The following is a 13,784-nucleotide window of genomic DNA, read 5'->3' on the forward strand; positions in this document are numbered from 1 at the left end:
TGTAAGTTAGATACATAAACCCCAACCTAAAAACTTAACCTTATGATGAATGATTTTTTAATCTATTTCAAATTAGGACTCAATCATGTGCTAGATTTAAACGGATACGATCATGTTTTATTTCTAGTAGTCCTTACAGTTGCTTATACGTTTAAAGAATGGAAACGTGTCTTTTGGCTCGTAACCGTTTTTACGATTGGACATACAATTTCATTACTTTTATCAACGTATGGCGTTATTTCAGTCAAAGCTAATTTAGCCGAATTGTTAGTGTATATCACCATTCTGGCGACAGCCTTATTTAACATATTTACAGCCGGAAAAAGTAGCGACAAAACAAAGTTAGTATTGTTGTTAGTGGCAGCTTTATTTTTTGGATTGATTCATGGATTGGCATTTTCAAACTATTTTAAAGTGATAACTTCGGGCGTAAGCGGAAAATTAGTGCCAATGTTAGAATTCGCATTAGGTGTAGAAGCAGCACAAATCATAGTTGTACTAGTTGTTTTAGTCCTTTCATTTGTATTTCAAACGGTTTTCCGATTCTCAAAAAGAGATTGGGTCATGGTGGTTTCGGCAATTGTATTAGGAATAGCTATTCATATCATTGATGTGAATTTTTTGTAAACATAGCATATAGAATTTTGGTAAAAAATTAACAACAAAGCTGTTGTGATTCAACCATAAACCTAATATCTTCGTAAGAAGACAAAAAGCAACTGTAATTAGTTGCTTTTTTTAGCTGTAAAAACTTTAAATTTGGTCATGCCAAAACAAAAACAAGCAAAATATGATCATGCCTATTTACGCATGGCAACCGAATGGGGAAAACTCTCGTACTGCGAACGTAAACAAGTCGGCGCGATTATTGTAAAAGATAGAATGATCATCTCTGATGGTTACAACGGAACACCATCAGGATTTGAAAACTTCTGTGAAGATGAGGAAGGATACACCAAATGGTATGTGTTGCATGCAGAAGCAAACGCCATTTTAAAAGTAGCAGCATCCACACAATCGTGTGTTGGTGCAACGCTATACATTACCATGTCACCATGCAAAGAATGTAGCAAACTCATTCATCAATCAGGAATAAAAAGAGTTGTCTATGTAGCTGCATACAAAGATGATTCAGGGATACAATTTTTACAAAAAGCAGGCGTTGAAGTAGAACACATTCCTATCGTAGACGCTTCCTAAAAATATAAACTTTTGAATAAAACAACACAATACTTACTTCCTGTTATTATTGCCGCAGCGGTTGCTGTAGGAGTAGTTATTGGTGGAAAACTAAACTTTAGTGCTTCACCTGAAAAACTGTTTTCTTCAAACACAAGTAAAGACAAACTCAACAAACTTATTGATTATATCGATTACGAATATGTAGATGATATTGATGTGGATAGTATTGTAGATGCTACAGTGAAAAACATCATGGAAAATTTAGATCCACATTCTATATACATTCCTTCGGAAGAAGAAAAACGCGTTGCCGAAAATATGCAAGGTGATTTTGTAGGTGTCGGAATTCGGTTTGATATGGTAAATGATACACTTACGGTAGTGCGAACGTTAGAAGGCGGACCAAGTGTTGCAGCAGGAATTCAAGCAGGTGATCGTATTTTGATGGCTGACAAAGACACATTATACGGTAAAAGATTGCGAAATACGGATGTGATCTCAAAACTAAAAGGAACTGAAAATACAGCGGTAAAACTAAAAATATACCGTAAAAAGACAGATGAAGAAATTATCATTCGCCTGAAAAGAGCAAAAGTTCCTATTAAAAGTGTGATTGCAAATTACATGCTTACAGATGATTTGGGTTACATAAAAATCAATCGTTTTGCGGAAACTACATACGCTGAATTTAAAGTTGCTTTAAAAGAATTACAGCAAAAAGGAGCAAAAAATCTTACCTTAGATTTACGAGATAATCCTGGTGGAATTTTAGATGTTACACAACAAATAGCAGATGAGTTTCTAAAAGATGGAAAACTAATTCTATTCACAAAAGATAAAAAAGGAGAAATTGAAAACTATTATGCAACTGATGCTGGCGAATTTGAAGATGCAGAAATATATGTATTGATCAATGAAAAATCAGCTTCCGCGAGTGAAATTATTGCTGGTGCATTACAAGACAATGATAAAGGTGTTATTGTGGGAAGACGCTCGTTTGGAAAAGGACTCGTACAACGTCCAATGCCGCTTGGCGATGGATCTGTAGTTCGATTAACGATTTCACGTTATTATACACCAACAGGACGATCAATTCAACGTTCCTATAAAAAAGGAAATGATGACTATTTTGATGAATATTATAAACGATTTAAAACGGGAGAATTACAATCGTTGGATAGTATCAAAGTAGCAGATTCATTAAAGTTTGAAACGCCAAAAGGTAAAATAGTATATGGCGGTGGCGGAATCATCCCGGATGTATTTGTGCCTTTAAACAGAACACCTGAAGAATTATCTTTAGAAAGAGGATTGCGTTCAAAAATTATTGGAGAGATTGATGATTTTGTATTTGAAAAAATTGATAAAAACAGAAAAATATATAGCAATATGTCTATTTCAGAATTCATGAATGATTTTGAAGTTACTGAAAAGATACTAAAAGAATATACAGATTATTTAAGTAGTAAACGTGGGCAACGAATGTATATTGAAAAGTACGCAGTACAGATAAAAAGACATATCAAAGCTACCTTTATAGAGCAATTATTTGGTGGAAACGGATATCAAGAACAACTCAATAAAGGAGATGCAATGTTGAAGAAAATTATTGAATTACACACAAATTAATGTCTTCAACGCTAGAATACATTATATCATATGGATCTCTAGAAGCCGGTTTACTTTTTTTTACTACTTCATCCATTTTTCTTTTTAATGGTTTAGGAATTAAGCAAGCAAAAACAATTAGTATCATCTCAATAATACTATGTACTATTATTTCATTTCAATTTTACCCATTTCAAATATCGCATACTCCAACAAATTCACTTATCCCTATTAGTATAGTCATTATTTTTCTTGATTATCTCAAGAAATTAATATCAAAGTTGGTATTAAAAATTGTATTTATATTAAATGTGATTTACTTAGTTTTAGGAGTAGGATTATTGGCAACAAGCAACAATACTTGGGGAAATACTAGCGGAATACTGGGAATGTTTATAGTGCCAAATACACTTCTTATAATACTTTACCTATCATTCTGTATCAAAAATCAAAGATTACTATATAGCAGTATTTTTTGCGCAGGTATTTTGAGTTTCCTGCTGATAGCCTTCACAACAAATGGTTTTCAATATGGAATGTATGATGGAGATTTTGTAAAAATAAACCGATTTATAAGCATCTTAATTAGTTTCTTCTTAGTCGGGAATGGAATCTTACAATATTTAAAACGGAAAAAACACTAAATCTTATCATGAACCTTGGTATGATTTCCATCATTCCAAAGTGTTAAAATATCCGTAGCAACTTGCGCGCCGCTTCCAGCTGCAATAGCAAACTGACTACGCCAACCAGCAATAGTTCCGCATGCATACAAGCCTTCTTTTACCAAATGATCCGTGTTTTTCAAATACGCTCTATCTTTCTTAGCTGCTGCTCTTGGATGTGGTTCCAAAAATTCCTCTAAGCCATCAATTGTAAATGGTTTTGAATAGTTTAATGCAATCACAACCAGTTTGCTGTTATATGTGTCTTTATTGGTAATAACTTGAAAATTTCCAGCTTCACCTTTAATTTCACATACTTTTTCGTTCGCAATTTGCTGTACGTGCGGATATACTTTTGTAAGATGTAATTTTCCTTCTTCTAAAATTGCAGCACCAGTTTTTCCTTCGGGCAAACCGAGTACATTATTAAACAGTGCATTTTGTAAATGAGAAGATTTCTGGTGTAGTACAATGCCAACTTTCTTGCCTGCAGCAAATGGTTTATCCTTTGCAGAACCTAGTACAAGCGCACATTGCATTCCTGAAACGCCACCACCAATTATAAGTGTATCAAATTTGTTATTCATAATTTCAAAATTACAAATCAAATTTTAAGAAAATTGCAATAGCATCAGTTTTTATTTTTTCTGAATTATTGAATGTTTGTTAAGATGGCGATCTTCAGAAATAGTGAGCGAAAAGTGGAATTGCAAAGCGTAGCTTTAAGCATGAAGCGTATGAGTGAATGTTGCGCAGCAATTTCCTATAGATCGTCTTGACTTTTTTGGCTCGTTTTTGTGTCAAGACAAAAATGAGTGTTGCAAAATGATTCTTATATAGTTTTCTATTCTAATAAGAAGTGCTATTCTCCTAATTTGCTGAAAAATTGTTGTTAATCTCTGTCATTAACTTTATCCTGAATCTTCTTAGAAATCATAAAAATCAATAAAATAAGTATCGCACACAAAGAGGCAACGATACTAATCAAAGCTACTAAACTATCGCCTTCTAATAAATTAGCAAAATCAAGTTTTGTTGCATTATAAATACAAAGTAGTGTAGCGATAGCAATAAATATATAGGTGAATATTTTCATTTCGTATAAATTAAATAAGTTATGTTGTGCGCATAGTCGTTAATTGCTATGCGCAACAACATTTTTCTCATTGCAAAATTACGCAAATATTTTTTGAACTCCAGTTGTAAATATTTTTACAGCAATTGCTAATAAAATTACCCCGAATACTTTTCTTAAAATAAGAATACCATTTTGTCCTAACCAACGCTCTATTCTAGCGGAAGCTTTCAATACAATATACATAATAATCATATTGACTAAAATAGCAACTACAATATTCAGCGCATTAAACTCTGCACGTAGTGATAAAATAGATGTTAAACTTCCAGGACCAGCAACCAATGGAAAGGCAATAGGAAATACGGAAGCATCACTCATAGCGTTTTCTCCATCTTCTTTAAACAACGTAATTCCTAAAATCATTTCTAAGGCTAGAAAAAATAGTACAAACGAACCTGCAATGGCAAACTGACTTACAGTAATTCCAATTAAGTTTAACATGCTTTGTCCAATAAACAAAAACACGGTCAAAATAACACCTGCAATAATGGTTGCTTTACCAGATTGAATACGACCAGTTTTCTGGCGTAAATCTATGATAATAGGGATGTTACCTATAATATCAATAACAGCAAAAAGTACCATACTTGCTGTTAAAATGTGTTTAAAATTTAACTCCATTTCGATACATTTTTAAATTCGCCGCAAATGTACGCTATTCGACTAATTATTAAACACAAAACATATGTTTTTTAGTTTAAATTAATGTCAATTTTAGATTAGCTTTTAAAACTAATAATTTTTATATAATAGTATGGTTTAAATACTTTACTATTCTAAAAAGTCGGAGAAATTGAAGATTCATGATACGTATTTATAATTATATATACTACGCAATAATACTGACAAGTTGTTAAAAATATAAACAGAGAAAAAAGTATATTTGCAGCATGTTTCAAATAGGAAAAACCATTATTTCAGAAGATATCATCGAAAAGGATTTTGTGTGTAATCTTAGTGCTTGTAAAGGAATTTGTTGTGTAAAAGGAGATGCCGGAGCGCCTTTAGAAAAAGATGAAATCAAAATACTTGATGACATCTACGATACGGTAAAGCCATTTTTACGAAAAGAAGGAATTGAAGCCATTGAAAAACAAGGAACCTATATAGTAAGACCAAATGGCGATTTGGAAACTCCTTTAGTAAATGATGCCGAATGCGCATATGTTACTTTTGATGACAAGCAAACCGCGATGTGCGGAATTGAACAAGCATACAATAAAGGTTTGGTAGATTGGAAAAAACCAATCTCTTGTCATTTATATCCTGTCCGAATTGAAGCATATAGTGATTTTGCAGCCGTAAACTATCACAAATGGCAAATATGCGACGATGCATGTACTTTAGGAAAAGAATTACAAGTACCAGTCTTCAAATTTGTAAAAGATGCACTTGTTCGAAAATTTGGAGAAGATTGGTATTCCGAATTAGAGAAGACTGCACAAAAGTTAGGTCGCTAAATTGTTAAAATTTCTTTTTCTCATTTTTTTTTCAAATCTCTTGTTTTATAGCTGCTAACAAAGAATCAATTCTTGTAAACACCTGATTATCAATAAAAAATGCCATTTTTGAAATATGTTAAAAAGTAAGAAATATCTGTAGTGTTGTTAAAAACTCGCAAACTTTGTGAATAAGTTACACTTTCATTTTAGCATACATTTTTCCATCTTTGTTATTCCCAAATCAAACAATAGTCTTTTACCCAATTTTACATTAAAAACTCGATAATTTTATGTCATCAGCAATAGAACCCATCTTACAAGAAAACAAAGACAGATTTGTGATTTTTCCAATAAAACATGCAGATATTTGGGAATGGTACAAAAAATCTGAAGCTAGTTTTTGGACGGCGGAAGAAATAGACCTTCACCAAGATTTAACAGATTGGAAAACTAAATTGAATGATGACGAGCGTTATTTTATAAAACATATTCTAGCATTTTTTGCTGCATCTGATGGAATTGTAAATGAAAACTTAGCGGAAAACTTCGTAAATGAAGTACAATATTCGGAAGCTAAATTTTTCTACGGATTCCAAATCATGATGGAAAACATACATTCTGAAACCTATTCATTACTTATTGATACCTATGTCAAAGATGAAAAGGAAAAAGATATGTTGTTTAAAGCAATTGATAACTTCCCAGCAATCAAAAAGAAAGCAGATTGGGCTTTACAATGGATTGAATCACCAAGTTTTGCAGAACGTTTAATTGCGTTTGCTGCAGTAGAAGGTATTTTCTTTTCAGGAGCTTTCTGTTCTATATATTGGTTAAAGAAAAGAGGAATTATGCCAGGATTAACATTTTCAAACGAGTTAATTTCTCGTGACGAAGGTGTTCATTGTGATTTTGCAGTGCATTTGCACAATAATCACTTAGTAAATAAAGTTCCTAAAGAACGTATCCGTGGAATTATTGTGGATGCATTGAACATTGAGCGTGAATTTATCACAGAATCATTGCCAGCAAGTCTTATTGGAATGAACGCTAAATTAATGACACAATACTTAGAGTTTGTTACCGACAGACTTTTACAAGAATTGGGTTGTGAAAAAGAGTATAATGTATCAAATCCATTCGATTTTATGGATATGATCTCCCTTCAAGGTAAAACAAATTTCTTCGAAAAAAGAGTATCTGAATATCAAAAAGCAGGTGTCCTTAATAAAGAAGAAGAGTCAGACAAATTTAGCTTTGACGCAGATTTCTAGTTAAAAATTCCTAAATTTTGATTGCTTATAATCAAAATTTTAAAAAACATAATAAAATACCCAAGATGCCAATTTTTTCGCCGGAAAATTGGTAAAATAACTAACCCCTTTTCTGAACTAGAGTCAGAAGAACTAAAAAATAGACGAGCATATGTTTGTAGTAAAAAGAGATGGAAGAAAAGAGCTAATAATGTTTGACAAGATCACTTCACGAGTGAGAAAGTTATGTTATGGTTTAAACGATTTGGTAGATCCTGTAAAAGTTGCCATGCGTGTAATTGAAGGATTATACGATGGAGTTACAACTTCAGAATTAGATAACTTGGCAGCAGAAATTGCGGCCACAATGACTACAACGCACCCAGATTATGCTCGATTGGCTGCCCGTATTTCTGTATCTAACTTACACAAAAACACCAAAAAATCGTTTTCTGAAGTAATGGTCGATTTATATGAATATGTAAATCCTAGAACTGGTAAAAAAGCACCATTATTATCTGATGAAGTGTATAATGTAATTATGGAGAATGCAGATCGTTTAGATTCTACAATTATCTATAACCGTGATTTTGGATACGATTACTTCGGGTTTAAAACATTAGAGCGTTCATACTTATTAAAATTGAATGGAAAAATAGCAGAACGTCCACAACATATGTTGATGCGTGTTTCTGTTGGAATTCACTTAAACGATTTAGATGCAGCGCTTGAAACATACGAGTTAATGTCTAAAAAGTTCTTTACACATGCAACTCCAACACTTTTCAACTCTGGAACTCCAAAACCACAAATGTCATCATGTTTCCTATTGGCAATGAAAGATGATAGTATTGATGGAATATACGATACTTTAAAACAAACGGCGAAAATTTCTCAATCAGCAGGCGGAATCGGGTTGTCTATTCACAATGTTCGTGCAACTGGTTCATATATTGCAGGAACAAACGGAACAAGTAACGGAATTGTGCCAATGTTACAGGTGTATAATGACACAGCGCGTTATGTAGATCAAGGTGGAGGAAAACGTAAAGGATCATTTGCAATTTATATAGAACCTTGGCATGCAGATATTTTTGATTTTCTTGATTTAAAGAAAAATCATGGTAAAGAAGAAATGCGAGCACGTGATTTATTCTATGCGATGTGGATTCCAGATTTATTCATGAAAAGAGTACAAGAAGATGCTACTTGGACATTAATGTGTCCAAATGAATGTCCAAACTTATTCGATGTTCATAGTGAAGAATTTGAAGAATTATACTTAAAGTTCGAAGCAGCAGGAAAAGGAAGAAAAACAATCAAGGCGCGTGAATTGTGGGAGAAAATCCTAGAATCTCAAATTGAGACAGGAACGCCATATATGTTATATAAAGATGCAGCGAACCGCAAATCGAACCAAAAGAATTTAGGTACGATTCGTTCTTCAAACTTATGTACAGAAATTATGGAGTATACATCTCCTGATGAAGTAGCAGTTTGTAACTTGGCTTCGATTGCATTGCCAATGTTTGTAAAAGGAAAAGAGTTTGATCATGATGAATTATTCAGAGTTACAAAACGTGTAACAAAGAATTTAAATACTGTAATTGATAGAAATTATTATCCTGTAAAAGAAGCAGAAAACTCTAACTTCCGTCACCGTCCAATTGGATTAGGTGTACAAGGTTTGGCAGATACATTCATTAAGTTAAGAATGCCATTTACATCTGATGAAGCAAAGAAATTGAATCAAGAGATCTTTGAAACATTGTATTTCGCAGCAGTAACGGCTTCTATGGAATTGGCTAAAGTTGAAGGTCCATACCAAACGTATGAAGGTTCGCCAATATCACAAGGTGAATTCCAATATAACTTATGGGGAATTAAAGATGAAGAATTAAGTGGTCGTTGGGACTGGGCAGAATTGCGTAAGGAAGTTGCTAAAAATGGAGTGCGTAACTCATTATTAGTAGCGCCAATGCCAACAGCTTCTACATCACAAATTCTTGGAAACAACGAATGTTTTGAACCATATACATCAAACATTTATACACGTAGAGTTCTTTCAGGAGAGTTTATTGTCGTAAACAAGCATTTACTAGAAGATTTAGTAAACTTAAACTTATGGACGGAAGATTTAAAGCAAGAATTGATGCGTGCTAATGGATCTATCCAACACATTGAAGAAATTCCACAAGACATTAAAGAATTGTATAAAACAGTTTGGGAATTGAGTATGAAAGATATCATTGACATGTCTCGTCACAGAGGATATTTCATTGATCAATCACAATCATTAAACTTGTTTATGGAAGGTGCAACAATGGCAAAATTAACGTCTATGCACTTCTACGCTTGGAAATCTGGATTGAAAACTGGAATGTATTACTTACGAACAAAATCGGCAGTAGATGCAATTAAATTTACAGTAAGTAAAGCAGCAAAGCAAGAACCAGTAGCTGTTGAAGCTGCAACGGCAGTAGGAGCAGAAACTGTAGGAGCAAAGCAAAAACCTGTAGCGGTTGAACCTTTAACGCCACAAGAATTAAAAGAAATGATAGCAAGAGCTAAAGAAGGTGAGGAAGATGACGATTGCTTAATGTGTGGTTCTTAAATTATAAATAAAAAACCGACAAAAGGAAAAGGGAGCGTTAAACAACGTTCCCTTTTTTTATGTGTTTTTTGGAAGATAAAAAAGAGTCAAGAATATAGAATCAAGACTGTTTTGTGCAAGATTTTATATTTCTACTTTTAAATTAATAAGTTTACTTGTTTACGTCATTCCGAACTTGATTCGGAATCTCATAACTTAGCTCATTTAGATGCGATGCTGAATCAAGTTCAGCATGACGTAACAAAGAGACCAGTAATCTAAAAGCGTCAGCGGTCTAACAGTGAAGCGATCTAATATCTAACAGCGTGAGCGATCTATTTATCAAGAATATCTGTTCCTAAATATCCGTTGTCTTTATTGTAATACCAAGCACGTTTTCTAGGTATTTTAATATCGTTAATCACGGCTTCTTCTGTTAGTAAAATATATTCTCCATCATTTTTAGATTCATCTTTGAAAAACTGATATACTTCCATAGCATATGTTTTTGGGTCAAAGTAAAAATACCAAGTATCTTTTCCAACCTTTTCTGTATACGTTGCTTTTAGTACCAAATATTCTTTCCCTTTAAATGTTTTCTTCACGACTTTTGAATCAATTATCGTTCCTTCATCTTTCAATTTCATTGGCAAACCATACAAGTACGTGTAATAATTCTTATATAAATCAGCACGCTCGCAGCTTAATTTATTCTCCTTTATGATTTCATCAGAAATATCTGTTTTGCCATTATACGTAATAGAACAGTTGTCTTTTTCTACAGTATACTCTGTTGTTTTATCAGCACGTGTAGCTTTTACATAAAAATACTCTTTAGGTAAGTTTATTTTGATGATGCTTACGCGATCAGGGTTTTTAGGCGTTTCCATTGTTACATTCAATGTACCATTAAAAGTTGCCCAATTTCCGTTAGGATCGTGGTATTTAATTGCTTTTTCAAGTAATTGTTGTCCTGTAAGTTCTTGACTTGTTGCAGTCGTTACATATATAAAACAGCATAGAAGGCAAAAGAAAAATGATTTGTTCATGGTATAATGTGCTAAAATTTGTGAGGTCTAAGATAGCAGTTTTTAATCATTTCAAAATATGAAATTCAAGAATGAAACTTTCTAAAAACAAAAAACACAACCAGTATGGTTGTGTTTTTTAATACATATATAGTGTTTAGCACTATTTTTTCTCACTTGAAGTTTCGTCCGTATCAGGTTTTGTTTCAGATGTATCTGAAGCAGGTTTTTCAACTTTCGGGGCTTTAGCTTCTTTTGTTTTTGCGTCAGGTGTAGCTGAGGCAGGTTTTTCAGCTTTTGGTGCTTTTGCCTCTTTTGTTTTTGCGTCAGGTGTAGCTGAGGTAGTTTTTTCAGCTTTTGGAGCTTTAACCTCTTTCGTTTTTGCTTCTGATGCTTCTTGTGTTGTATTACCTTCTTCAATAGTAATTGTTGCAGGTTTTACAGATGCATCATGGGCATTGTGATACTCTTCTAAAAGATTCATAGTTGCATTTAATAAATCTTTTGTTTCTAATAATAAACTAAAGTATAACGTTGTGTTCTTTGGACTTGATTCCTCAGTTCTCGTACGAGCAACTTGTACTTGAATTTTCTGAGAAACTAAATCGAAGACTTGTTTTTTATTATTTAAAATATCACCAATTTTTTCAAACGATCTAGAATCGAAAGCGGTTTTAGTGTCGTTAAATAAATTTTCTAACGCCTCATCAACTTGTTTTAATTCTTTAATTTGATTGAACTTTAACTTCTTGTGATTATTATTTACATGCTTATGACTTACTTTAGAAATATACTCTAATGATTGTGTCATGTCTTGTAAGTATCCTAATATATTAATATAGAAATCACTTGCACCTAAACTTGATTCGTCAAGATTTTTAATGAAATAAAATATATTATCACGCAATTCATCTATTTCATCTGAAAGCTTTACAATATTCTTTTTATTCTTCTTGAGCATTGCTAAATCTTGTTTAGCTAATCCATTAATTGCATTCGTGTAGATTCTATTACCACGTTTTACAACATTTGCAATATTATCTGCACTTTCATGTATAACACCCTGTACAGAACTACTTTCTGCTTTCTGTAAGTGATCTTCGGCTTTCGCTTCTTTCGATTTTTTATTATAAACAATAGTGCTTCTTACTAGTAACCCAATAGCGATAACTAGTAATATAGGAAACATTATTTCTAAATTTAAGTTTAGTAAGAATGCTACTAATCCAGCTGCGGTAAATGCACTTAATGCGGTAAAGAACCAACCACCAATTACATTTAATACACCGGCAACTCTATATACTGCGCTTTCTGCGCCCCAAGCTCTATCGGCCAACGATGTACCCATGGCAACCATAAACGTTACATACGTAGTAGATAGAGGAAGTTTTAAAGAAGTAGCTAAAGAAATTAGTACAGCAGCAACCATTAGGTTTACAGCAGCTCTTACCATATCGAAAGCTGGTAATTCTTCTGTTTTATCTCTTGATAAAGTAACTACAGGAGTTTCAAATTGCTTTTCAATTTTTGTTTGCCAAGATTCAGGTAAAATATATGAAGCCATTTGAGACATTGCAACGGCTACTCTTACAAATCCACGAGATAAGAAATTTGGTTGAAAACGTTCTTTCGTTGCTCCTTGACTAGATAAATCTATCGATGTTTTTACTACAGCTTTTGCTTTAGTAGAGAACCATAAGGTAACCACCATGATTAATCCAGCAATTACTAGAAGGAATGTAGGAGTGGTTACTTTTTTACCAATACTATCCATAGGAAACTCGGTTGCAGATAAACCTTGTGTGTTAACCAATGGATCCATAAAATCTGTATATGCTTGATATGCTCCAGTCGATGGTCCAATGAAATTTACTAAGTCGTTTCCAGCAAAAGCCAATGCCAGTGCAAATGTACCTACGATTATGATAAGTTTGTAAATGTTCATTTTAAAGAAATGCATTAATGCATATGCTAATAATGACCAAAATACTAAACTGATACCGACAATAGGAAGTACATATATTTCAAGAAAACCTCTTAAGGTTAAAGAAGCGGTATCTCCTTTTATCTTTAAAAGATCTTTTGTTTTATCTAGAAAAACATCTAATTTTTCATAGGAAGTTCCAAGGTATTCATTTCCCCATTCAAGAAGATTGTTAGCTGGCACATTATTTATAGTATCAACAATTGCCTTTGCATAGGCTGTTCCTTTAATACCTTTCATAAAAATGAAATAGGTAATAGCTGTTAAGGCAATACCACCAAAAAGTGCACCAACCCATTTTGCTTTTTTCTCAAAATTATAAGATAATATAAGTCTAGAAACCCATTGTACAACGGCACCTATGGAAAAGGCGACAAAGACCGAGAGAATAATTCCAAATATGATCCATGTTGCGGTTTCTGTATTTATATACTTTGTTAAGTTTGTGAAGCTTTCACCGTCTGTAGCACCAATTTTTATTAATGCCATCGCTACTGAAGCACCTAATAATTCAAATACAATAGAAACTGTTGTTGATGTAGGTAATCCAATAGAATTAAAGAAATCGAGCAGCAGGATATCTGTAATCATTACTGCCATAAAAATAATCATGATTTCTTGAAACATAAATTCGCCGGGGTTGAAAATACCTTTCCGAGCGACCTCCATCAATCCACTTGAAAAAATAGCTCCAACTGCAACACCAATACTTGCTACAATCATAAGCGTCCTAAAAGAAATGGCTTTAGAACCAATAGCAGAATTTAAAAAATTTACCGCATCATTACTTACTCCTACAACTAAATCGGCGATAGCCAAAATAGCAAGAGCAATAATCATATATAAATAAATATTTTCCATAAAGTGGGTTTAAAAAATAATATGCAAATATCA

The 13,784-nt window shown here is 33.0% G+C and carries 12 protein-coding genes; 7 read left to right on the plus strand and 5 right to left on the minus strand.

Going from position 1 to position 13,784, the window contains the following annotated elements; translation table 11 throughout:
- Positions 1-45: 45 nt before the first annotated feature.
- From ACUUYC_RS08670 to ACUUYC_RS08685, 4 genes are all read left to right on the plus strand, one after another.
- Entirely contained in the window at positions 46-627 is a 582-nt protein-coding gene (locus ACUUYC_RS08670) for a HupE/UreJ family protein (protein WP_474266369.1), read from the plus strand.
- 138 nt (positions 628-765) lie between these two features.
- Positions 766-1,200, plus strand: a complete 435-nt coding sequence (locus ACUUYC_RS08675) for a deoxycytidylate deaminase (protein ID WP_474265290.1) — start codon at positions 766-768, stop codon at positions 1,198-1,200.
- Between the two features lie 12 nt (positions 1,201-1,212).
- A complete protein-coding gene (locus ACUUYC_RS08680; RefSeq protein WP_474265292.1) occupies positions 1,213-2,811 on the plus strand; it encodes a S41 family peptidase in 1,599 nt (532 codons plus the stop codon).
- A complete protein-coding gene (locus ACUUYC_RS08685) occupies positions 2,811-3,434 on the plus strand; it encodes a hypothetical protein (RefSeq protein WP_474265293.1) in 624 nt (207 codons plus the stop codon). Before ACUUYC_RS08680 ends, ACUUYC_RS08685 begins: the two co-directional genes overlap by 1 nt.
- Here ACUUYC_RS08685 and ACUUYC_RS08690 read toward each other — a convergent pair.
- The 3 genes from ACUUYC_RS08690 to ACUUYC_RS08700 all read right to left on the minus strand — a co-directional run bounded on the left by ACUUYC_RS08690 (position 3,431) and on the right by ACUUYC_RS08700 (position 5,214).
- Positions 3,431-4,042: an FAD-dependent oxidoreductase gene (locus tag ACUUYC_RS08690; protein ID WP_474265295.1), complete on the minus strand. Its 612-nt coding sequence runs from the start codon at positions 4,040-4,042 to the stop codon at positions 3,431-3,433. The two genes, ACUUYC_RS08685 and ACUUYC_RS08690, sit on opposite strands and share 4 nt — an antisense overlap.
- A gap of 305 nt (positions 4,043-4,347) precedes the next feature.
- The gene (locus ACUUYC_RS08695) at positions 4,348-4,551 is read right to left on the minus strand and encodes a hypothetical protein (protein WP_474265297.1); all 204 of its coding nucleotides are present in this window, start codon (positions 4,549-4,551) and stop codon (positions 4,348-4,350) included.
- A gap of 78 nt (positions 4,552-4,629) precedes the next feature.
- Positions 4,630-5,214, minus strand: a complete 585-nt coding sequence (locus ACUUYC_RS08700) for a MarC family protein (RefSeq protein ID WP_474265299.1) — start codon at positions 5,212-5,214, stop codon at positions 4,630-4,632.
- Between the two features lie 269 nt (positions 5,215-5,483).
- Here ACUUYC_RS08700 and ACUUYC_RS08705 point away from each other — a divergent pair, with 269 nt between their 5' ends.
- The 3 genes from ACUUYC_RS08705 (at position 5,484) to ACUUYC_RS08715 (ending at position 9,899) form a co-directional block, all read left to right on the plus strand.
- Complete coding sequence (locus tag ACUUYC_RS08705) at positions 5,484-6,053, plus strand: DUF3109 family protein (protein ID WP_474265301.1); 570 nt, start codon at positions 5,484-5,486, stop codon at positions 6,051-6,053.
- Between the two features lie 272 nt (positions 6,054-6,325).
- On the plus strand, positions 6,326-7,306 hold the full coding sequence (locus ACUUYC_RS08710; protein ID WP_474265302.1) for a ribonucleotide-diphosphate reductase subunit beta: 981 nt from the start codon (positions 6,326-6,328) through the stop codon (positions 7,304-7,306).
- Positions 7,307-7,457: 151 nt separating this feature from the next.
- Positions 7,458-9,899 carry a ribonucleoside-diphosphate reductase subunit alpha gene (locus ACUUYC_RS08715; protein WP_474265304.1) on the plus strand — a complete coding sequence of 814 codons (2,442 nt, stop codon included), beginning with the start codon at positions 7,458-7,460 and terminating at the stop codon, positions 9,897-9,899.
- A gap of 314 nt (positions 9,900-10,213) precedes the next feature.
- Here ACUUYC_RS08715 and ACUUYC_RS08720 read toward each other — a convergent pair whose 3' ends face one another.
- Complete coding sequence (locus tag ACUUYC_RS08720) at positions 10,214-10,927, minus strand: DUF6503 family protein (RefSeq protein WP_474265306.1); 714 nt, start codon at positions 10,925-10,927, stop codon at positions 10,214-10,216.
- 142 nt (positions 10,928-11,069) lie between these two features.
- Positions 11,070-13,751 (minus strand): inorganic phosphate transporter, encoded by a 2,682-nt coding sequence (locus ACUUYC_RS08725; RefSeq protein WP_474265308.1) that lies wholly within the window; start codon positions 13,749-13,751, stop codon positions 11,070-11,072.
- Positions 13,752-13,784 lie beyond the last annotated feature (33 nt).

It is taken from the genome of Kordia sp. E (genome assembly GCF_056033805.1).